Origin of the sequence: Sphingobium sp. OAS761 (assembly GCF_024168485.1) — a bacterium.
In the GTDB taxonomy this organism is placed as follows: Bacteria; Pseudomonadota; Alphaproteobacteria; order Sphingomonadales; family Sphingomonadaceae; genus Sphingobium.
Window position 1 is genome coordinate 59,082 of sequence record NZ_JALJVY010000001.1, and the last position, 19,339, is coordinate 78,420.

The 19,339-nt window shown below is 65.9% G+C and carries 22 protein-coding genes; 11 read left to right on the forward strand and 11 right to left on the reverse strand.

What is annotated here, in order from left to right; genetic code table 11:
• Positions 1 to 16 precede the first annotated feature (16 nt).
• Complete coding sequence (locus J3E64_RS00300) at positions 17 to 697, reverse strand: OmpA family protein (protein WP_253338415.1); 681 nt, start codon at positions 695 to 697, stop codon at positions 17 to 19.
• 147 nt (positions 698 to 844) lie between these two features.
• Between J3E64_RS00300 and J3E64_RS00305 the strand changes: the two genes are divergently transcribed.
• Both J3E64_RS00305 and J3E64_RS00310 read left to right on the forward strand, forming a co-directional pair.
• A complete protein-coding gene (locus tag J3E64_RS00305) occupies positions 845 to 2,161 on the forward strand; it encodes a hemolysin family protein (protein WP_253338417.1) in 1,317 nt (438 codons plus the stop codon).
• A gap of 196 nt (positions 2,162 to 2,357) precedes the next feature.
• Positions 2,358 to 2,498, forward strand: a complete 141-nt coding sequence (locus tag J3E64_RS00310; RefSeq protein WP_253338419.1) for a hypothetical protein — start codon at positions 2,358 to 2,360, stop codon at positions 2,496 to 2,498.
• Between the two features lie 22 nt (positions 2,499 to 2,520).
• Here the strand turns inward: J3E64_RS00310 and J3E64_RS00315 are convergent, their stop codons facing one another.
• Both J3E64_RS00315 and J3E64_RS00320 read right to left on the reverse strand, forming a co-directional pair.
• Positions 2,521 to 3,120: a GNAT family N-acetyltransferase gene (locus tag J3E64_RS00315; RefSeq protein ID WP_253338422.1), complete on the reverse strand. Its 600-nt coding sequence runs from the start codon at positions 3,118 to 3,120 to the stop codon at positions 2,521 to 2,523.
• Positions 3,121 to 3,741: a cytochrome c family protein gene (locus J3E64_RS00320; protein WP_253338424.1), complete on the reverse strand. Its 621-nt coding sequence runs from the start codon at positions 3,739 to 3,741 to the stop codon at positions 3,121 to 3,123.
• A gap of 184 nt (positions 3,742 to 3,925) precedes the next feature.
• Between J3E64_RS00320 and J3E64_RS00325 the strand changes: the two genes are divergently transcribed.
• The 7 genes from J3E64_RS00325 (at position 3,926) to J3E64_RS00355 (ending at position 8,761) form a co-directional block, all read left to right on the forward strand.
• Entirely contained in the window at positions 3,926 to 4,816 is an 891-nt protein-coding gene (locus J3E64_RS00325) for a prephenate dehydratase (protein WP_253338426.1), read from the forward strand.
• 41 nt (positions 4,817 to 4,857) lie between these two features.
• On the forward strand, positions 4,858 to 5,586 hold the full coding sequence (locus tag J3E64_RS00330) for a sterol desaturase family protein (protein WP_253339348.1): 729 nt from the start codon (positions 4,858 to 4,860) through the stop codon (positions 5,584 to 5,586).
• A complete protein-coding gene (locus J3E64_RS00335) occupies positions 5,583 to 6,014 on the forward strand; it encodes a DUF2141 domain-containing protein (RefSeq protein ID WP_253338428.1) in 432 nt (143 codons plus the stop codon). The genes J3E64_RS00330 and J3E64_RS00335 overlap by 4 nt, the downstream gene beginning before the upstream one ends.
• 74 nt (positions 6,015 to 6,088) lie before the next feature.
• On the forward strand, positions 6,089 to 6,934 hold the full coding sequence (locus J3E64_RS00340; protein WP_253338430.1) for a MipA/OmpV family protein: 846 nt from the start codon (positions 6,089 to 6,091) through the stop codon (positions 6,932 to 6,934).
• Between the two features lie 96 nt (positions 6,935 to 7,030).
• Positions 7,031 to 7,942 (forward strand): tetratricopeptide repeat protein, encoded by a 912-nt coding sequence (locus tag J3E64_RS00345; RefSeq protein WP_253338432.1) that lies wholly within the window; start codon positions 7,031 to 7,033, stop codon positions 7,940 to 7,942.
• A 4-nt stretch (positions 7,943 to 7,946) separates the two neighbouring features.
• Positions 7,947 to 8,561 (forward strand): LON peptidase substrate-binding domain-containing protein, encoded by a 615-nt coding sequence (locus J3E64_RS00350; RefSeq protein WP_253338434.1) that lies wholly within the window; start codon positions 7,947 to 7,949, stop codon positions 8,559 to 8,561.
• The gene (locus tag J3E64_RS00355; RefSeq protein WP_253338436.1) at positions 8,558 to 8,761 is read left to right on the forward strand and encodes a Trm112 family protein; all 204 of its coding nucleotides are present in this window, start codon (positions 8,558 to 8,560) and stop codon (positions 8,759 to 8,761) included. The genes J3E64_RS00350 and J3E64_RS00355 overlap by 4 nt, the downstream gene beginning before the upstream one ends.
• A 69-nt stretch (positions 8,762 to 8,830) precedes the next feature.
• On the opposite strand, the gene J3E64_RS00360 is transcribed toward J3E64_RS00355, so the two are convergent.
• The 8 genes from J3E64_RS00360 to J3E64_RS00395 all read right to left on the reverse strand — a co-directional run bounded on the left by J3E64_RS00360 (position 8,831) and on the right by J3E64_RS00395 (position 17,671).
• The gene (locus J3E64_RS00360) at positions 8,831 to 9,274 is read right to left on the reverse strand and encodes a RidA family protein (protein WP_253339350.1); all 444 of its coding nucleotides are present in this window, start codon (positions 9,272 to 9,274) and stop codon (positions 8,831 to 8,833) included.
• A 31-nt stretch (positions 9,275 to 9,305) separates the two neighbouring features.
• Positions 9,306 to 10,562 carry an aminotransferase class V-fold PLP-dependent enzyme gene (locus tag J3E64_RS00365; RefSeq protein ID WP_253338438.1) on the reverse strand — a complete coding sequence of 419 codons (1,257 nt, stop codon included), beginning with the start codon at positions 10,560 to 10,562 and terminating at the stop codon, positions 9,306 to 9,308.
• Complete coding sequence (locus J3E64_RS00370; RefSeq protein ID WP_253338440.1) at positions 10,559 to 11,701, reverse strand: aminotransferase class I/II-fold pyridoxal phosphate-dependent enzyme; 1,143 nt, start codon at positions 11,699 to 11,701, stop codon at positions 10,559 to 10,561. Before J3E64_RS00370 ends, J3E64_RS00365 begins: the two co-directional genes overlap by 4 nt.
• An 11-nt stretch (positions 11,702 to 11,712) precedes the next feature.
• Positions 11,713 to 12,093 (reverse strand): cytochrome c, encoded by a 381-nt coding sequence (locus J3E64_RS00375; protein ID WP_253338442.1) that lies wholly within the window; start codon positions 12,091 to 12,093, stop codon positions 11,713 to 11,715.
• Complete coding sequence (locus J3E64_RS00380; protein ID WP_253338444.1) at positions 12,090 to 13,676, reverse strand: NAD(P)/FAD-dependent oxidoreductase; 1,587 nt, start codon at positions 13,674 to 13,676, stop codon at positions 12,090 to 12,092. Before J3E64_RS00380 ends, J3E64_RS00375 begins: the two co-directional genes overlap by 4 nt.
• An 84-nt stretch (positions 13,677 to 13,760) precedes the next feature.
• On the reverse strand, positions 13,761 to 14,249 hold the full coding sequence (locus J3E64_RS00385; RefSeq protein ID WP_253338446.1) for a RidA family protein: 489 nt from the start codon (positions 14,247 to 14,249) through the stop codon (positions 13,761 to 13,763).
• Positions 14,250 to 14,316: 67 nt separating this feature from the next.
• Positions 14,317 to 16,890 carry a TonB-dependent siderophore receptor gene (locus tag J3E64_RS00390; protein ID WP_253338448.1) on the reverse strand — a complete coding sequence of 858 codons (2,574 nt, stop codon included), beginning with the start codon at positions 16,888 to 16,890 and terminating at the stop codon, positions 14,317 to 14,319.
• A 175-nt stretch (positions 16,891 to 17,065) separates the two neighbouring features.
• Entirely contained in the window at positions 17,066 to 17,671 is a 606-nt protein-coding gene (locus J3E64_RS00395; RefSeq protein ID WP_253339352.1) for a TlpA disulfide reductase family protein, read from the reverse strand.
• Positions 17,672 to 17,714: 43 nt separating this feature from the next.
• Between J3E64_RS00395 and argH the strand changes: the two genes are divergently transcribed.
• Together argH and J3E64_RS00405 are read left to right on the forward strand one after the other, a co-directional pair.
• Positions 17,715 to 19,085 carry an argininosuccinate lyase gene (gene argH, locus J3E64_RS00400; protein WP_253339354.1) on the forward strand — a complete coding sequence of 457 codons (1,371 nt, stop codon included), beginning with the start codon at positions 17,715 to 17,717 and terminating at the stop codon, positions 19,083 to 19,085.
• Positions 19,082 to 19,339 (forward strand): hypothetical protein, encoded by a 258-nt coding sequence (locus tag J3E64_RS00405; protein WP_253338450.1) that lies wholly within the window; start codon positions 19,082 to 19,084, stop codon positions 19,337 to 19,339. The genes argH and J3E64_RS00405 overlap by 4 nt, the downstream gene beginning before the upstream one ends.

A 19,339-nucleotide genomic window follows, 5' to 3' on the forward strand; every position in this document is an offset into this window, starting at 1 on the left:
ATGCCGGACAGGAGAATCAGCGGGCGACGTCGCTTTCGGTCACCGGCGCGATCTTGATTTCGACGCGGCGATTTGCCGCCTTGCCTTCCTCGGTCGCGTTGGATGCGATGGGCTGGGTCTCGCCATAGCCGCGCGTGCCGATGCGCGCCGACTGTACCCCGCGGCTCACCAGATAATTGGCGACCGCCTGCGCCCGGCGTTCGGACAGGCCCTGGTTATAGGCGTCCGACCCGTCGCTGTCGGTGTGGCCGAGCACGTCGATATAGGTCTTGGGATATTGTGCCAGCACCGACGCCACGTCGTTCAGCGTGGGCTGGAACTGCGGTTGCACCGTCGCGCTGTCATAACCGAAGGTGATGCCGGAGGGCATGCGAAGCAGCAGGTTGTCGCCGTCGCGGATGACGTCAACCCCGCTGCCGGCCGTTTCCTCGCGCAGCTTGCGCTCCTGCGCGTCCATATAGGCGCCGATGCCCGCGCCCGCGATGGCACCGATGCCCGCGCCCACGATCTTTTCGGTGCGGTCGCGCTTGCCGCCGACCAGGTCGCCCAGCAGATAGCCGCCCAGCGCGCCGCCGATACCGCCGATCGCGGCCTTCGACACGCGACGTTCGCCGGTCGCAGGATCGGTCGTGCAAGCGGTGGTGGCGAGCATCGCGGCCAGTCCGGCAGCGCCGATGATGCGGTGGGAAATCCTCATGATCCTGTTTCCTTTTGTTGTTCAACCCGGAACGATGCCCCCCAAAAGCGTCGATGTAGCCGTTTGTTCCACAGCCGAACTGAACGGGACGTGATGGCGCGGTTGTGAAAGGGAAAGAATACAGGTTATAGGGCGTAGCTGACCGCCATGGCCACGACCCTTCCTTCCAGCCCGACGCCCTTTCCCTGGGTCGACCTCGTCATCATTCTGGCGCTGGTGGCGCTCAACGGCCTATTCGCCATGTCGGAACTGGCCATTGTGTCGGCCCGCCGTCCCCGATTGCAGGCGATGGAAAAGGCCGGGCGATCGGGCGCCCGCGTCGCGCTGGCGCTCGCCGCGGATCCGGGCAAGTTCCTGTCCACGGTCCAGATCGGCATCACGCTGATCGGAATCGTCGCGGGCGCTTATTCTGGCGCCAGCCTGGGCGGGCCGGTGGGCGAACGCCTGCAAGGCCTGGGCCTGTCGCCCAACATTTCGGGAAATGCGGGTTTCGCGCTGGTGATCGGCCTGACCACCTATGCCTCGCTGATCGTCGGGGAACTGGTGCCCAAGCAGTTTGCCCTTCGCGCGCCCGAATCGATTGCGCTGCTCGTCGCGATCCCGATGCTGTGGCTGGCGAAGCTGACGGCGCCGGTCGTCTGGCTGCTCGACGGGTCGAGTGCGCTGATCTTCCGCCTGCTCGGGCTGACGCGCGAATCGGAAAGCCAGGTGACGGCGGAGGAACTGCATCTGATCGTTGCCGAAGCCAGCCGGTCCGGCGTGATCGAGGAAAGCGAGCGGGCGATCATTTCCGGCGTGGTGCGGCTGGCGGACCGACCCGTGCGCGAGGTGATGACGCAGCGCATGGACGTTGACTGGATCGATATCGACGCCGACGAAGCGACGGTGCGCGCGCGCTTGCTGCAAACGCCGCATACCCGCCTGCCGGTTGGGCGCGGATCGGTAGAGGACATTATCGGCATTGTGCAGGCGCGCGACATCATGACCGCCCTGTTCCGCGGCGAGGCGCTGAGGATCGATTCGCTGCTGCGCAAGGCGGAGGTGGTGCCCGATCAGGTCGACGCGATGGATGCGCTGGAAGTGCTGCGCCGCGCCGACGTGCCGATGGTGATGGTGCATGACGAATATGGTCATTTCGAAGGGATCGTGACCCCGGCCGACCTGCTGTCGGCGATCGCCGGCCATTTCGCGTCCGACCGCGACGTCTATGACGAACCCGACCTGGTCGAACGCGAGGATGGCAGCCTGCTCGTGTCGGGGCAGATGCCGATCGACCAGCTGGCCGACCGGATCGGCCTGACGCTGCCGGAGGATCGCGATTATGCGACCGTCGCGGGCCATGCGCTGTGGCTGATGAAGCGTCTGCCCGAAGTGGGCGACCATGCCGACGACCAGGGTTGGCGGTTCGAGGTCGTCGATATGGACGGGCGCAAGATCGACAAGCTGCTGGTGCAGAAACGCTGAGCGACGCCCCCGGGCGCAACGCTGCGGCTGGCGCGCTCGGCGACGGGGAAGGCCGGTTGCGCGTGCCGGGCATCGCCGGGGCGCAGGGCAGCGGCAATTCCACGCTGGCGGCCGGGTGTGCCAGCCTGTTCGCGCGGATCGATCGGCAGCTTTTCCTTCAGGCGCCATCGTCGCAACAGCAGCATGCGCTGCGTGCGTGGCGGCCCCGGGCGCCATATCCCCGGCGCAGGTCGCGCGCTTCGTGCAATATTACGAACGGATCGCCCGCCTTAGGCTGGCCGACCTGCTGCTGTCGCCGGACGCGGCGCGCCGCATCGGTGCGGTGACGGAGCGATGATGGCCCGCCCGGATCGGCGCGCTCAAAATGCCTTCACCCAAAATTGCATCCGGTGGTCGACTGCCGCGCCGCCGTCCGTTTCGGCCCAGGCGAATTGTGCGACCAGCCCGTCGACGGGCGCGTAACCGCGTCGACGCCAGAAAAGGTCGAGCGGGCTGTAATCGGCCGGGCGTGCGGGGTGGTCGGCCGGCCGGATGACGGCGCAGAAGCACGTCATGGCATAGCCCAGCTCCCGCGCCCGGGCCTCGCGCCGGTCGAAAAAGGCGTGGCCGATGCCCTGGCCGCGCCATTCCGGCAGCAGCACCGATTCGCCGAAATAGAAAATGCGGCCTATGTCCATGCCTTGCGCCGCGAAAGGGGCGGCGAACGCGGCCGCGTGATCGGCCATCGGCGCGGCGGTGGCTGCGCCTACCAGCCGCGTGCCCGCAAACGCGCCTGTGACCAGTGCGCCGGGACTGCGTGCATAAGTGGCCAGATAGTCGCGCTCATAGGCGCGGCTGCCGGCGTAGAGATAGGGAAAGTCGCGAAAGACCGCGATGCGCAGCCCGGCCAGTGCGTCGAGCGATGCGATCAGCGCCGCGCCCGTCAGGTCCGCGATGCGGACGGGCGCGGCATCGGACATTTATTCGCTGGCGTTTGCGGCATTCTCCGCCGGCGCGGCAGCATTCGCCGCATTGCCGGCTTCAGCCTGATTGTCGCCTTCGGCCGCCGGTGCCGCATCGGCGGCGGGCAGGGGCAGGTTCGAACCCTGGGTGTTCATCCAGGCGATCAGGTTGGCGCGGTCGGCCGGATTGCCCAGGCCCGCGAACGTCATCTTGGTGCCGGGGGCGAATTCGCGCGGGCTGGTCAGCCAGTGGTCGAGATTCTCGAAGCTCCACGCGCCGCCCTTGCTCTTGAGCGCGTCGGAGAAGGCGAAGCCGCCCTTGCCCTGGCCGATCGGCTCGCCGACCGTCGCCCACAGATTGGGCCCGATGCCGTTGGCGCCGCCCTGATTTACGGTGTGGCATGCGGCGCACTTGGCAAACACCTTCTCGCCGGCCGCGACGTCGGCGCTGGCAAGCAGGGTGTTCAGGCTGGGGCCGCTCGCGGCGCCCTCGCCCTCGGCCTCGACGCCCTCGATCGCATAGCCCATGGTTTCGGGCCGCTCGGAATCGAAATATTTGGAACTGACGATCGCGCCACCCAGCGCAATGATCCCGCCAAACAGCGCCCAGCCCGCCACGGTATTGAAACGATCGCCCATTTCGCTCGACTTCCCTTGCGTTTCTGTTCTGGCGGCCGTCCTGCGCGCCCCCTCTTGTGCGCTGCCATAATGGCGGACACGCGAACGCGCAAGCCGGGTTGAAGCCGGATTTTGCCGCCATACCGGCCCCGGCGTCCGGGAGTGCTTGCGCAACTGCGGTCGAAACCCTAACGCGCACGCGCCCATGGAAAATTATCCCGCCCCCGCCCGCGCACTCGTTGCCGACCTGGCCGCCAAGGCTGCCGCAGACCCCACGCGCGCCGTCGCCTATCAGGGCGCGCCTGGTGCCAATTCGCATCTCGCGGCGCTCGGATACGCGCCCGATTGCGTGCCCTTGCCCTGTTTTTCGTTCGAGGACGCGATCGATGCCGTGCGCGGCGGCCAGGCCGCGCGCGCCGTCATCCCGATTGAAAACAGCCTGCACGGCCGCGTCGCGGACATGCATTTCCTGCTGCCCGAATCGGGGCTCGCGATCATCGACGAATATTTCCTGCGCATTCGCCACTGCCTGATGGCGCCGGACACGACGCCGGTCACCAGCGCGATCAGCCATGTGCAGGCGCTGGGCCAGTGCCGCCATTATCTGCGCGAACGGGGCATCCGGCCGGTGACCTATGCCGACACCGCCGGCGCGGCCGCCCTGGTCGCGGAACGGCGTACGGCGGGCGAAGGCGCGATCGCACCCTATCTCGCGGCCGAACTTTACGGGCTGCGCCTGATCGCCGAGAATATCGAGGACAGCGACGACAATATGACGCGCTTCCTGGTGCTCGCGCGGGAAGGGCAGGCGCCGGTGGCGGGCGTGGGACCGGTGATGACGACCTTCCTGTTCGAGGTGAAGAACGTGCCGGCCGCCCTCTACAAGGCGATGGGGGGCTTTGCCACGAACGGCGTCAACATGACCAAGCTGGAAAGCTATCAGCGCGGCGCCAGCTTCGCCGCGACGGAATTTTATTGCGATATCGAAGGGATGCCGGGCGACCCCGCCGTGGATCGGGCGCTTGCCGAGCTGGAATTCCATACCAAATGGGTTCGTGTGCTGGGCAGCTACCGGCAGGCGCGGCCGCGGACCTGAAAGGTGACGGCACGCCGCCGCTGGGCTATGGGCATCGGCTGATGATCGCCGCTGTCCTCCTGTCCGCGCTTGCCATGACGCTGATCGTCGCCGTCCGCTACCTGCTGACGAGCGGCGGCTTCGCGCTGGCGACCCGAATCAGGCAGCCGGGCCTCTATCGCGGGCTGGAGCGGCAGGTGCGCCGTGAGATCGGCTGGTCGCTGCTGTCGGCGCTGATCTACGGCATTCCGGCCGGCGTGGTTGCCTGGGGGTGGCAGGCCCATGGGTGGACGCGCATCTATACCGATCCGCACGCGCTGCCGCTCTGGTATCTGCCGGTGTCCGTCCTGCTCTATCTCGCGGCGCACGATAGCTGGTTCTACTGGACGCATCGCTGGATGCACCGTCCGCGCCTGTTCCGGATCGCCCACGCCGTCCATCACGCCAGCCGCCCGCCCACCGCCTGGGCCGCCATGAGCTTTCACCCTTGGGAGGCGCTGACCGGCGCGGTGGTGATTCCGGCGCTTGTCTTCCTGATCCCGATCCATGTCGGCGCGCTGGGCGCGGTGCTGACGATCATGACGGTCATGGGCGTCAGCAATCATATGGGGTGGGAGATGTTTCCACGCTGGATCGTGCGCGGCCCGGCCGGACGCTGGCTGATCACGGCCAGCCATCATCAGCGGCACCATGACCTCTATGCCTGCAATTACGGCCTCTATTTCCGGTTCTGGGATCGCATGTGCGCGACCGACGGCGGGCTGGGGGAATTTCGGAAGGATCGCGCATGAAGTGCGCCCTTGCCCTGCTGGCCCTTGCCGGGCTGACGGCGGCGGCATCCCCCGACGCGTCGCAGCACGTCGCCCTGGGGCTGACGGGCCTGCGCTCGACCAAGGGCCAGATCCTGATCTGCGTCACGCGTTCACCGGCCTATTTCCCCGATTGCAGCAAGGACCCGGACAAGCGGCACATGGCGGTTGCGACGACCGACGGGCCGCTGGACCTGGGGCGGCTGGCGCCGGGCGCCTACGCCATCGCGATCATTCATGACGAAAACGGCAACGGCAAGCTGGATACGTTCATGGGCATACCGCGCGAAGGCGTCGGCTTTTCCCGCAATCCGGTGCTGCGCTTCGGCGCGCCCAGCTTCCGCGCGGCCAGCTTCCCCGTCGCCGGTGCCCCGGTCGAACAGGACATCCGCGTCAAATATTTCCTCTGAAGGCGCGAAGGGGAACCTGTAACCCCTTCGAAACATTCTAGTCCGGTCAACAGGGATCAGGACCGAAAACCACCATGCATCATCCGCGCCACGCCCTGGCCGCGACCGTCGTCGCGACCTTGTCCCTCGCCACTCCCGCCCTGGCGCAGGAAGTGGACGAAAGCAGCCTCACCATCGGCGCGGGGATCGCGGCGGTTCCCAGCTACGAAGGATCGGACGATTATCGCGTCGTACCCGTCCCGCAGATGCGCGGGCGGGTGAAAGGGCACAGCTTCTGGACGCGCGGCACGTCGCTCTATGTCGACGCGATCGCCGATCCGCAGGGCGAAGGATGGAATTTCGAACTCGGCCCGATGGCGACCGTGCGGCTCGACCGCACCAGCATCAAGGCGATCAAGGACAATGCCGTCCGCGCGCTGGGCAAGCGGGACGTGGCCGTGGAACTGGGTGCGTTCGTCGGCGTCGGCAAGACCGGCGTGATCACCAGCGCCTACGACATGCTGTCGGCGCGGGTCGCGGTCGCAAAGGACGTGGCGGGCGCGCATGACAGCTATGTCATCACCCCGCAGATCGAATATTTCACCCCGCTTTCGCGCACTGCCTTCGTGGGCTTGGGCGTATCGGCCGATTATGTCGGCAAGAAATATGGCCGCACCTATTTCGACGTCACCCCGCAGGAATCGGTGGCCAGCGGGCTTCCGGCCTATGCCGGCGCGGGCGACGGTTCGGGCTTCAAGCGCGTGTCGTTCAGCCTGGCGGGCGGCAAGTCGCTGTCGGGCGACCTGCGCAAGGGCTGGGCGATTTTCGCGGCGGGCAGCTATGCGCGGATGCTCGGCGACTATGCCGACTCGCCGGTGGTGTCCATCGCCGGGTCCAGGAACCAGTGGCTCGGCGCCATCGGGATAGGCTATACCTTCTGACCAGTGTCCGTTCCGACTTGTCCCATGGGGGTGACGCCCTACATGAGGCGCGGTATGACGGTAGCGGCAAGGACCGCATTGGCAGGAGAATAGAGCGTGGCGACCCTGGGACTGAGCGACACCGAAAAGGCGGCGGTGGAGGCATTTCGCCGCGATGTGGTGGAGCCGTCGCGCGACAGTCTGGTGATCGTCGACTTCTGGGCCGAATGGTGCGGCCCGTGCAAGCAACTCGCCCCCGTGATCGAGAAGGTCTGCGCGGAATATGAAAGCAAGGGCGTCAAGCTGGTCAAGGTCAATGTCGACGAAAACGGCTTTATCGCCAGCCAGTTTCGGGTCCAGTCGATCCCGACCGTCTATGCGGTGTTCCAGGGGCAGCCGGTCGCGGACCTGAGCCAGGCCCGCACCGAGGGCCAGCTCAAGCAGTATCTCGACCAGTTATTGGGCCAGTTGCCGATCGAATCCGATGAAAAGGCGCAGTTGCAGGAAATTGCGCCGTTGATCGCCATGGGCGAGGAACTGCTGGCCGGCGGGGAGGCGGATCGGGCGCTGTCGGTCTTTGCCCAGATCGCTGAAATGGCGCCCGACAATGCGGAGGTTGCCGCCGGGCAGGCGCGGGCGCTCGTCGCGCTGGGCCGGCTGGAGGATGCGGACGCCGTGCTGGCCGCCCTGCCGGAAGAGGCCGCGCGCAACAGCCATGTCGATCAGGCGCGCGCCGCGATCGCGCTGGCCCGCGACGCGCGGCCGGTATCGGACCTGTCGGGCGTGGAAGCGCGCGTTGCTGCCGATCCAGACGATCATGAAGCCCGGTTCGAACTGGCCGGCGGCCTGATGGCCAATGGCGATCGCGATGCCGCCGCCGACGCGCTGCTGGAAATCGTGCGCCGCGACAGGCAGTGGAACGACGGCGCGGCGCGCGCGCAATTGCTCAAGATTTTCGAGGCAGTAGGGCTGGAAGACCCGTGGGTCGCCGGCCAGCGTCGGAAATTGTCACAGATTCTCTTCTCCTGACGCCATGCCGGCGACGCGCGTCTCGATCTTTCCGCTGGCAGGCGCGCTGCTGCTGCCGGGCATGCAATTGCCGCTCCATATCTTCGAGCCGCGCTACCGGGCGCTGATCCACGACGCCATGGCGCGCGACCGGCGCATCGGCATGATCCAGCCGCGCGACGCGGGCCCTGTGCCGACCCTGTATGACGTCGGTTGCCTGGGCCATGTCAGCGACATAGAGGCGCTGGAGGACGGGCGGTTCAACATCATCCTGACCGGGCTGGCCCGGTTCCGGGTCGTGCGCGAACTGCCGGTGTCGACGCAGTTCCGGCAGGTGGAGGCCGATGTCGAGCAGGTGCCGCAGGAGGATGAGGTGCTTGCCGCCGTCGAACGGGCCGGGCTGGAGAAGGAATCGCGACGCTTTGCCGAGATATTGGGCTATGTCGTCGACTGGACGGCGGTGTCGCGGCTGGACGACACGGCGCTGGTGAACGGCATCGCCCAGATCGCCCCCTTCGACCCGGCGGCCAAGCAGACGCTGCTGGAGGCTGAAACCCTGTCCGACCGCGCGGAATGCCTGATCCAGCTGATGCAGATCGTCGGCCGGATCGAGCGCGACGGCGGGGCGACCATGCAATGACCGGGGCCGCGGGCGGGGCAATGGACGACGCGGCGCCGATCGATCGCTGGCTGCTCGAAAAGCTGGTCTGCCCGGTAACGCGCACGCCGCTGCGCTGGGACGCGGCCCGGCAGGCGCTGGTGTCGGATGCGGCAGGCCTGGCCTTCCCGGTACGCGACGGCGTGCCGGTGCTGGTCGTGCGCGAGGCCTTGCCGCTCTGAGCTTCGGGTCCGGAAACGACCCTTTCCGACATTGCTGCCCGTCAGCCCGGGCTTGACCCGGCTACCCGCTCACTTGAACGCGGCGATGCATTCCACTTCCAGGGGTGCGCCGAGCGCCAGGCCGGCGGCGCCGAAGGCGCTGCGGGCGGGCAGGCGGCCGCCGTCGAAATAGGGCACATAGGCAGCGTTGAAACGCGGCCAGTCGGCCATGTCGCCTAGCATCACCGTGCATTTGACCACGTCGTGATAGGTCAGGCCATTGTCCTTCAATATCTTGCCGATCGAATCCATTGCGCCCTTGACCGCCGCGTCGAACCCTTCCTTGTGGGGGTCCATGCCTTCGGGCACCTGGCCGATCTGGCCCGACATGTAGAGCGTGTCGCCGACCCGCACCGAAGGCGAGAAGGGCAGTTTCGCAGGCAGCGGCTGGGGCGCGGGCGCGCCCTGGGCCTGGGCGGGCGCGGCGGCCGCCGTCAGCATCAGCGCGGTCAAGGATGCGGCAAGGGTCTTCATCATCGTCTCCATCGGACAGGTCTGGGGCGGGTCAGGCGCGGGGCAGGGCGCCCAGCAGGCGGTCGACATCGGCCATGTCGTTGAACACGGATGGCGCGATGCGGAAATGATGGTCGTGCAGCGACAGGCGCACGCCGGCTTTCGCGAAGGGTTCGGCCAGATGTGCCTTTGCCTGCGGATGCAAGGCGCTTAGCAGCGAAGACCGCGTGCCTTCGGGCGTGATGATGCGATAGCCTTTGGCCTTCAGCCCGTCGCGCAGCGCCCCGATCAACTGCTGCGCGTGGGCCTGGATCGCCGGCACGGTCAGGCCGCCGATATAGTCCAGGCTGTGGTCAAGCGCCGCGATAACCGATTGCGCATAGGTGCCGGTGCCGAAATGGCCGACAGCGCCCGGCCGCAGGACGTAGCTGGTCGGCGCGTCGCCGGGCGGGTCCATCGGATAGACATGGGTTTCCGGCGGCGACAGGCCGATGCCGGGCGCCGCGTCCGGCGCGGCATAGCCATAATAGCCGTAATCCGCCTGCGGCACGCCATCCAGCACGCCCTTGCGCGCATAGAGGAAGCCGAGGCCGAAATCCCCCATCAGCCATTTGTAGGTGGCGCAGGCGGCAAAATCGACGCCGCTGCCGTGCAGGTCCACCGGAATGGCGCCGGCGGCGTGGATGATGTCGGCATAGACCAGTGCGCCCGCTGCATGGGCCATGTCGCACACGGCCTTCAGGTCATGCGCGAAACCATTATAGGTGGACACCAGCGACAGGCTGACCAGTTTCGTGCCGGGCGTGATCGCCCGTGCCATGTCTTCCATGTCGATGCGCCCGTCGCGTGCCTGCACCCAGGCGACGTCGACGCCCTGCCCGGCCATCTGCTGATACATGGGAAAGGCGGCGTAGAAATGCAGCGTGTCGGTGACGATGCGGCCGCCGCCATGGGGAAAGCCCAGCGCGCGCAGCACGGCCATCTCGCCCATGGTGGTGGACTGGACCCAGGTGATCTCCTGCGGATCGGCCCGCACCAGCGCGGCGAAGCGGGCGATGACGCTCGCGCGGTCGACCGGCGCGGGCGCGGCGGGATCGAAGCTGCGCGTGCCGACATAGGCGTCCATCGCGCGGCGTGCGCCCAGGCTGATCGGATGGGTCGACGCATTGTCGAAATAGGCGACCGGCATCTGCGCGAAACTGCCCTTGTCGGGCAGCATCGACGGACCCGACGCCGCGCCGCGTGCCGCCTGCGCGGCGATTGGCAGCGCCAGTGCCGCGCCCAGCGCCTGCCGCCGCGAAAGCGTCACGCCAGGACCTTGAGGAACGCCGCCTTGAACGCCTGCATTTCCTGCGGCGTGCCGAAGGACACGCGCACCCAGTCGTCCATATGCTTGCGCGGCCCGCCGATGAGGATGTTTTCCTTGGCCAGCGCGGCGGTCACGTCCGCGCCGGGACGGCCGACATGGATCATCGCGAAACTGCCCTGGGACGGAAGATAGCGCATGTCGCGGGCATCGAGCCACGCGAACAGGTCGTCGCGCACCGCCTTGTTATAGGCCTTGCGGTCGGAGAGCAGCGTGGGGTCCAGCAGGCTGGCCTCGGCCGCTATGATGGCGGGCATCGGGGTGATGTTGATACCGTAATTGGCCATGCCGTCCAGCAGGTCCTTGCGCGCCGCGATCAGCCCGCAGCGCAGGCCGGCCAGGCCATAGGCCTTCGAAAAGGTCTGCGTAACCAGCACGTCCGCGCCCTTCGCCACCAGGTCCAGGCAGCTTTGCGCGTCGGAAAAATGGATATAGGCCTCGTCGATCAGCAGCACCGACCCGGCAGGCTTGTTGGCCAGCAGCCATTCGATGTCGGCGCGCGCGGTAACGAGGCCGGTCGGATTGTTGGGATTGCAAAGATAATAGACGCCCGCGTCCGGGGCGGCGGCCAGCAGCTTTCTGACATCGACCGTGAAGTCTCCCGCCAGCGGCACCGCGACCGCGCGGGTCACCGTCTGGTCGGCCTTCCCCATGAAGCCGCTGTCGAACGTCGGCTCGAAATAGGCGATCGGCCGCTCCCTGGACGAATAGGTCAGCGCGACCGAACGCAGCGGCATGTAGGATCCGGGATGCACCTGCACCTGTTCGGGCAGCAGGCCGTTCTGCCGCGCGAACAGGCTTTCCAGCTTGGTAGCGAAGGCCATGCCGTAGCGGCCCGACAGCGGCTCCAGCCCGTCGAGCGCCTTGACCGCAGCCGCGCAGGGGCCAAGCGGATTTTCGTTGCTGTTGATATATACCGCGTCCGTCAGCGTCGCGATCATGCCCTGCGGGTCGTCGGGCAGCACCACCTTGCGCCCGCGCTGGGCCATGGCCGGCGCCGCCCCGATCGCGGCGGACGCGGCGACGACGCCGCGCATCAGCGCGCGGCGGGAAAGGGGGCCAGGCTCCTGGCTGTCTGTCATGACCTGCTCCGTCATTTGGCCGCCTTCACATCCGCCTCGGTAACGGGTTTGGGATAATTGTTGCCGAAACTGGTCCGCACGAACGTCAGCACGGCTGCGATCTGCGCCGGCTTCAATATCTCGCTCATCGCCGGCATCGCGCCCTTGCCCTTCGTCAGCACGCCGATGGGATAGGCCGGGTTGGCCAGCTTCTTGTTCTTCGCCAGCGCGGGAATGACCCCGCCGCCGCTGCCCATGGCATTGGGCATGTGGCAGGCGGCGCAGATCTGCTTGTACACCTTGGCGCCGTCGGCCGTGTTGTTCCGCGCCTGCACGCTGCCGGGCGTGTCCGCGCTGGCGGGTGCGGCGGCGAGCGCCAGGACTGTCAGGACAAACCGGACGCGCATGGTCATGCCTCCAGCGACCGTTTGTGGATGCGGCTGATGGCGTCCAGCCCCGACAGCATCGAGCCTTCCATCCAGCCACCATAATAGCTGGCATGTTCGCCCGCCATCGCGATCCGGCCGTCGATGGCGACCAGATCCTGGTAATGTTCGGCGCGGCCTTCCTCGCTCCAGTGCGACACGCAGCCCAGTATCCACGGCACGCGGGTCCAGGGGACGGACACGCCGTTCAGGAATTCCTTGCGATATTGGGGATGGAATATCTCGCCCTGCGTCAGTGCGGCCTCGATCCGCTCCTGCGGCGTCATCCCCGCCAGTTCGAACGCGCCCGCGCCGCTGGTGAAGGCGCCCAGCAGGACCGCCGGGCCTTGCGAGAACATCCGGTCGTTGGGATAGGAAAGCTGGCCGATCGCCTGATCGGTGAAGCTGTGCCCGCCATAGATATTGTCGTCCTCTTCCCAGAAGCGGCGCTTGAATTCCATGCCCATCTTGATGTGGCCGCTATAGGGCACCGCTTTCAATGCTGCCGCCATCTTCGGGCTCACCTGCATCTCGACCTGGCTGATGATCGACAGCGGGATCGTGCACACGCACCAGTCGGCGCTGACGCTGCTCGTCTTGCCGCTGGGCACGTCCTTGTAGCTGACGGTGACGCCCTTGCCGTTCTGTGCGACCTTGGTGACCTTGGCATTGTAGGTGATCGACTTGCCCACGCGGCTGGCGAACGCCTTGCCGATCATGTCCATGCCGCCGACCGGCTGGAACATGGTCGTCTGCATGACATAGTTGAAATAGAAGCTCATCGCGGTCCAAACCTGCGGTGCCAGCACGTCGGACAGGCTGGCGATCTGCGACGGGGTGGGCGCCCCGTCCACGCCGCCGCCGGGCGCGCGGTCATATCCGCGCTGGGACGAGACACGGACGCTGCTGGTATAGGCCATCTTGTCGTCCAGCACGCCCCAACCGCGCAGCGCCTCCAGCAACCTTTCCTTGTCCTCGCCGGTGACGCTCTGGTCCAGCGATCCGCTGTTCAGCGCCTTGGCCAGCAATTCGGACGTATGGCCCTTGAAATCGACCGCCGCCTCCTTGTAGCGGACCGGCTTGCCGCCGAACGCGTCCGACGCATGGATGAAGCCATTGTGATTGAGCTGGATGAAGGGTTCCAGCGCCACGCCGAACTGGCGGCAATAATGCAGCACGCATTTATGGTGGTGCGGGATGCGCCACGGGCCGGGGTTGATGTAATTGCCCGGCGCGAACTGCACCTTCTGCACCGTGCCGTCGCTTTCGGTGAATGTGTCGCCGCCGCGCAGCGAATAGTTGCGGCCGCCCGGACGATCCTGAAATTCCAGGATCTTGACCGCATAGCCGGCCTTTTCCAGCTCATAGGCGGCGACCATCCCGGCCAGCCCCGCGCCCAGCACGACGACCGACGCGCCGGGCTTCGCCCCCGACAGGACCGGCGGGCCGTCAAACTGGGTCTCGGCCGCGTGCCCCAGCGCGGTCATCGCCTGATACATGGCGGCGGCACCCCCCATCCTGCCTATCAGGGTCAGGAGCTGGCGGCGACTGGGCGTAGCGATCTCGGACATGCATGTTCCCGTCATCACGAACGGGCGATCGGATCGCGCGCCGGAGCATCGCCCCCCTTGGGCTCCGGCGCGGAAGAAACCGGGTCAGGGCGCCTTGGCGGCGATTACCTCGATCTCGACCAGTTGTTGCGGCCGTGCCAGCGCGGCGATCTGGAATGCCGACCGGGTCGGCTTGTTGGGCTGATCGGCGGTGCCGAAGAATTTGAGATAGGCGCGCATCATGCCGTCGCGGTCCATCTTGCCGCCCAGCTTCGGGTCGCCCACCAGAAAGACGGTCATCTTGACGACATCGCCCATGGTCAGGCCCAGGTCGGCGAGCTGCGCCTTCATCTTGGTGAGGACGGACATGGTCTGCGCCTCGGTGTCGCCATAGGCATCGGGCGTGTCGGTGACCTTGGGGTCGATCGGCGATCCGGTCGATCCGGACAGAAAATAGAGGGTGGCGCCGGGCGGCACCGTCGCGCTGCCGGCGATGGGCGAGGCGTCAGACTGCTTGCGCGTCACCTGGGCCTGTGCGGGGATGGACAGGCCGGCCAGGGCCAGCGCGGCGAGCATGGCAATCGAATATCTCATCGGGCAGTTCTCCCCGGAAAGGAAGAGGGCCGGTCCGTTTCCGGACCGGCCCTCCTGGCGACGTGGATCAGAACTTGAAGTCGATACGGGCGTAATAATAGCCGCCCGACGTGCCGTATGGGCCGTGATTATAGTAGCTGTTATATGCGCCGGCACCGCTGACATAGGGTGACGTGCCTGCGGGCACGACGACCGCCGGGTCCAGCAGGTCAGGCACTTCCGGCCGCTTGTTGAAGAGATTGTTGGCGCCCACCGAGAATGTCACGGCATCCGTGAAGGCGTAACTGGCTTCTAGATCGGTGATTGCCGCCGCGCCGACAACACCGTCATACTGGTTGGGCACACCCGCGGCAGCCAATGCGCTGGCGGACACGCTTGGAGTGACGGTGATGCTCGTCTTGCCGTAGAAGGTTTCACGCGCATTGAGCGTGAAGGCACCGCTCTTGAACAGCAGGTTGGCGACCACCTTATAGTCCGGGGACGCATCTTCGATGTAGGTCTCGGAAATGTTGTTGAAGACGTCAGGGATGTTGTTCTGCGTGATTTTGGTCTTGTTGTAGTTGGCTGTCAGCGACAGGTTGAGCGTGCCGAAGTCCAGCGCGACGGGATAGGAAGCGGAGAAGTCGATGCCCCATGTCCTGGTGTCGATACCGTTGGTGAAGCTTTGCGCGCCGATATTGTCCAGGCTGGCGTCAAATACCACGCCGGCTGCCTGCAGGGCCGAGATGATCGCCGCCGCATCAGCCGTCGGCGTGCCGCCGCGAACCGCGTAGCGCGGCGCCGTGCCGGCGATACGATCCTTGATCTTGATGTAATAGCCGTCGACGGTGACCGCCAGTTTGGGCACGGGGCGCAGCACGATACCAGCGGAGAAGTTGGTCGACTTTTCAGGCCGCAAGGCGGAGAAGCCCAGCAAGGCCGCCGCAGTCGTACCCGGACGGATCTGTGCGATAGCACTGGTCGGCCCGACGTTCACGCTGGAATAGGACTGCTCTGCCAACGTCGGCGCGCGAAAGCCGGTGCTGGCCGTGCCACGAATGGCGAAGGCGTCGCTGAAGTCATATCGCGTCGTGATCTTGCCGATGGTGGTATCACCAAAATCGGTATAATCTTCATAGCGGCCGGCGAGGTCGACCGTCCACTGTTCAACCGGTTTCAGGATCAGGTTGACATATCCGGCCTTGGCGCTTCGACGGAATGAGCCTGCATCGCTTTCCTTGTAGCCGGGAAATGATTGAACGCCCGTCAAATAGGTGGACACTGCATCGCCTGCGACGATTTCATAGGTGTCACGCCGATATTCTCCGCCGAACGCGAAGGTCACCGGGTCTGCCATGCCGAAATCGAATTCCTTCTTGATGTCGGCGTTGATCGTGGTCTGACCCAGGCGGAAGCCGCCATCATATGCGCTGCTCGGCGTGGTGGGAGCGGCGGCCGTGCCGGCCAGGAAGCTGGCATAGCTTTCCCGCCACAGTTCGCGATGTGCTGACCGCTCTGTCCAGATATCGATCTTGTCATCGCCGTAACTGACGGACAGATCGTAGTTCCAGCTCGATCCGATCTCGCCTTTGGCGCCGATCGTGAAGCTGTATTCATCTTCTACCACATGCTGGAGAGGCACCATGCCATATATGCCGGTGTCGCTGTAGCAGATGGAAGGATCGTAGGCCGCTGGCGTAATTCCGCCTGAAGCGTTGCCGTCTTCGTAGCAGATGCGCTTGGGATGGCGATAACCCTGCTTGGCGTAGCCGATCCGATGCGAATAATCACCAAAGCTGTATAATTCGACCCCGCCGAAGTCATAGCCCATATTGTAGAAGCCCAGCGTCAGGCGCGTCCGTGGCTGACCGCCATTGATATGCGCGAGCGCATCGCCGGCAAGATTCGCCCACTGTTCCGGACGATTGGGTTGCAGAGACCCGTCGGGCCGGGTGATCTGGACCTGGCCGGTGCCGACGGTGGTATAATCCTGCCGGCGATGAAATAGGCTGAGGTCCAAAAAGCCGTCTTCTCCGAGCTTGAATCCGACATTCCCGGAAACGCTGAACAGTTCGCCTTCGCTGTTATAGTTCTGGCCGCCGGTAATTTTGAACGTGCCGCCTTCATCCTGATCCTTGAGGATGAAATTGAGCACGCCCGCGATGGCGTCCGTGCCGTAAACGGCGGCGGCACCTTCCTGCAACACCTCGATACGCTCGACCGCATCAGGTGGAATCAGGTCGATGCTCGGCGCCGCCGATCCGTTGAAGGGACCGGAAATCACCTGCAAAATAGCCGATCCATGGCGGCGTTTGCCGTTGACCATGATGAGCGTGTGGTTGGGCGACAGGCCACGAAGGCGCGCCGACAGCGAGAAGCTGGACAGGTCGACACCCTGTGTCTGGGCTGTGAAGCTGGGTACGATCTGCGTCAGCACCTGGTTCAGGTTGGGCTGGCCGACATGGCTGATCGCTTCTTGGCTCAGCACCTGCACCGGGGCGGCCGCCTCGGCCGCTGAAATGCCGACCGCGCGGGTGCCGGTCACGATGATCGCGGTACCTTCGTCGGCCTGCGGTTCCTGCGGCGCTTCCTGCGCCATGGCGCATGCGGACCAGGACGACGCCAGAATGAGTGAAAGTTTCAGTGCGGAAAATCGTGTCATGCTTGCCCCCATTTTTGACTTTATCGATGACATTATGGGGAACGAAGCATCCGCGGCGAGCCGCTACCGCGTTGCACAAAAATTATGCTTTTGTGACTTTATCCTTTCTAATTATGGCTGAAATTCTGGGTATTTTTAACAAAGGCGGCCTGTTGCGCCGCACCGTCTTGGGCGATCAGGACGCCAGCGCCGCGTCGATCAGCGCGCGTCCGTCGGCGCTTTCCCAATCCATCGCGCCGATCACCCGGACCATTTCCTTGCCCTGCGCGTCATAGATGACGGTGGTGGGCAGCAGGCCGGTCGCATAGTCGAAGCCGAACTGGTTTTCGGGGTCGGCCCAGGCCTTGAGGTGCGGCAGGTCATGCTTCTCGAAAAAGGGTTTCGCCGCCTTCAGCCCCTGATTGTCCTGCGAGATGGTCAGCACGGCAAGTCCCTTGGAGTCATAGGCCGCAGCGATCCGGTCCAGCGTCGGCATTTCCGCGACGCAGGGCGCGCACCATGTCGCCCAAAGGTTGACCAGCATGGGGCGACCGGCGAAATCCTGCAACCTCTTGTCGCCGCCGTCCGGGTCCAGGAAAGAGAAGCCGGGCGCCGCCGTGCCCGCCTTGCTGCGGTCCAGCCGATAGTCGAAGGCACCGTCCTTGCTGCCATCCGCCTCCTCGGTCGCCGCCGCGTTGCCGCTGGTCGGGGGAACCTCCTGGCTCATGCTCGGACCGGCTTGCTCCCCGGACGGGGATTGCCTATCGCAGGCCGCCAGAGCGGCAGGCAGGAGCAGTATCATTAGCGCGCGCAACGACGATAGCATGGGGGCAGGCTCCAACAGCATGTGGGGCGGGCGGTTCGCCGCCGGCCCGGCATCGATCATGCGCGAGATAAATGCCTCGATCCCCTTCGACAAGCGTCTGTGGAAACAGGACATCGCCGGATCGAAGGCGCATGTCGCGATGCTGGCTGCGCGGGGCATCGTCGATGGCGAGGATGCGCAGGCCATCACCGAGGGGCTGAACCGCATCGCCGCGGAATATGAAGCCGACGGCGTACCGGTGAATCTGGACCTGGAAGATATCCATATGGTCACGGAATCGCGGCTGGCCGAACTGATCGGTCCGGCGGCGGGGCGGCTGCATACCGCGCGCAGCCGCAACGACCAGGTGGCGACCGATTTCCGTCTCTGGGTCCGCGATGCGATCGACGAGGTGGAGGCGGGCCTGCTGGCGCTCCAGCGCGCGCTCGTCACCCGGGCGCACGATCATGCCGACGCGGTGATGCCCGGCTTCACCCATCTGCAATCGGCGCAGCCGGTGACGCTCGGCCACCATCTCATGGCCTATTATGAAATGGTCCGCCGCGACCGCAGCCGTTTCGCCGATGCGCGCGCACGCCTCAACGAATGCCCGCTCGGCGCGGCGGCGCTGGCCGGGACGGGTTTCCCGACCGACCGGCACATGACGGCGGCGGCGCTGGGCTTCGCGAAGCCGACCGACAACAGCCTCGACAGCGTATCCGACCGCGACTTCGCGCTCGATTATCTGATGGCGGCAACGCAGGCGTCGCTCCACCTGTCGCGACTGGCGGAGGAGTTCGTCATCTGGGCCAGCCAGCCCTTCGGCTTCGTCAAGCTGCCCGATGCCTATTCGACAGGCAGCTCGATCATGCCGCAAAAGCGCAATCCCGACGCGGCCGAGCTGGTGCGCGGCCATGCCGGCCGCATCATGGGGTGCATGAACGCGCTCTGCGTCACCATGAAGGGCCTGCCGCTCGCCTATTCCAAGGACATGCAGGATGACAAGCCGCCGGTGTTCGAGGCGCACGACCTGCTCGGCCTGTCGATCGCGGCGATGACCGGGATGGTCGAAACCGTCACCTTCCGTACCGACCGGATGCGGGGCCTTGCCGAAAGCGGTTTCGCGACCGCGACCGATCTTGCCGACTGGCTGGTGCGCGAAGGCAATATCCCCTTCCGCGAGGCGCATCATATCACCGGCCGCGCCGTCGCGGCCGCGGAGGCTGCGGGCGTGCCGCTCGACCGGCTGCCGGTCGGGACGCTGAAGGATATTGACGCGCGGATCGACGAACGCGTCTATGCGGTGCTGACGGTCGACGCATCGGTCGCCAGCCGCAAAAGCCATGGCGGCACCGCGCCGGACCAGGTGCGCGCGCGGATAGCGCAGGCGAAACAGGAGCTGGGCCTATGACGAAGGCGATGATCGCGGGACTGGCGCTGGCGACGCTGGCGCTGTCCGGCTGCGGCGGACGCCAGCCGCTCAAACCGGTGGAGGGGCAGAAACTGCCCGCCGTGCCGGTCGGTGCCGCGACCGCGCCCACCGCGGCCGAACTGATCGATCCGTCGACGCAGGCCCGGCCCGAACGCAATGTGGAATTGCTGACCCAGTCGCGCGAACGCGGGGACGATCCTTTCGACCTGCCGCCCGAACAGCAGCCCAACTAA

Coding starts and splice junctions, on each gene's coding strand:
- J3E64_RS00305 (WP_253338417.1), top strand. CDS start 845: ATGGCCACGACCCTTCCTTCCAGCCCGACGCCCTTTCCCTGGGTCGAC.
- J3E64_RS00315 (WP_253338422.1), bottom strand. CDS start 3,120: ATGTCCGATGCCGCGCCCGTCCGCATCGCGGACCTGACGGGCGCGGCG.
- J3E64_RS00375 (WP_253338442.1), bottom strand. CDS start 12,093: ATGACCATGCGCGTCCGGTTTGTCCTGACAGTCCTGGCGCTCGCCGCC.
- J3E64_RS00360 (WP_253339350.1), bottom strand. CDS start 9,274: ATGAAGACCCTTGCCGCATCCTTGACCGCGCTGATGCTGACGGCGGCC.
- J3E64_RS00355 (WP_253338436.1), top strand. CDS start 8,558: ATGACCGGGGCCGCGGGCGGGGCAATGGACGACGCGGCGCCGATCGAT.
- argH (WP_253339354.1), top strand. CDS start 17,715: ATGTGGGGCGGGCGGTTCGCCGCCGGCCCGGCATCGATCATGCGCGAG.
- J3E64_RS00350 (WP_253338434.1), top strand. CDS start 7,947: ATGCCGGCGACGCGCGTCTCGATCTTTCCGCTGGCAGGCGCGCTGCTG.
- J3E64_RS00395 (WP_253339352.1), bottom strand. CDS start 17,671: ATGATACTGCTCCTGCCTGCCGCTCTGGCGGCCTGCGATAGGCAATCC.
- J3E64_RS00320 (WP_253338424.1), bottom strand. CDS start 3,741: ATGGGCGATCGTTTCAATACCGTGGCGGGCTGGGCGCTGTTTGGCGGG.
- J3E64_RS00405 (WP_253338450.1), top strand. CDS start 19,082: ATGACGAAGGCGATGATCGCGGGACTGGCGCTGGCGACGCTGGCGCTG.
- J3E64_RS00300 (WP_253338415.1), bottom strand. CDS start 697: ATGAGGATTTCCCACCGCATCATCGGCGCTGCCGGACTGGCCGCGATG.
- J3E64_RS00390 (WP_253338448.1), bottom strand. CDS start 16,890: ATGACACGATTTTCCGCACTGAAACTTTCACTCATTCTGGCGTCGTCC.
- J3E64_RS00325 (WP_253338426.1), top strand. CDS start 3,926: ATGGAAAATTATCCCGCCCCCGCCCGCGCACTCGTTGCCGACCTGGCC.
- J3E64_RS00385 (WP_253338446.1), bottom strand. CDS start 14,249: ATGAGATATTCGATTGCCATGCTCGCCGCGCTGGCCCTGGCCGGCCTG.
- J3E64_RS00380 (WP_253338444.1), bottom strand. CDS start 13,676: ATGTCCGAGATCGCTACGCCCAGTCGCCGCCAGCTCCTGACCCTGATA.
- J3E64_RS00370 (WP_253338440.1), bottom strand. CDS start 11,701: ATGACAGACAGCCAGGAGCCTGGCCCCCTTTCCCGCCGCGCGCTGATG.
- J3E64_RS00340 (WP_253338430.1), top strand. CDS start 6,089: ATGCATCATCCGCGCCACGCCCTGGCCGCGACCGTCGTCGCGACCTTG.
- J3E64_RS00330 (WP_253339348.1), top strand. CDS start 4,858: ATGATCGCCGCTGTCCTCCTGTCCGCGCTTGCCATGACGCTGATCGTC.
- J3E64_RS00335 (WP_253338428.1), top strand. CDS start 5,583: ATGAAGTGCGCCCTTGCCCTGCTGGCCCTTGCCGGGCTGACGGCGGCG.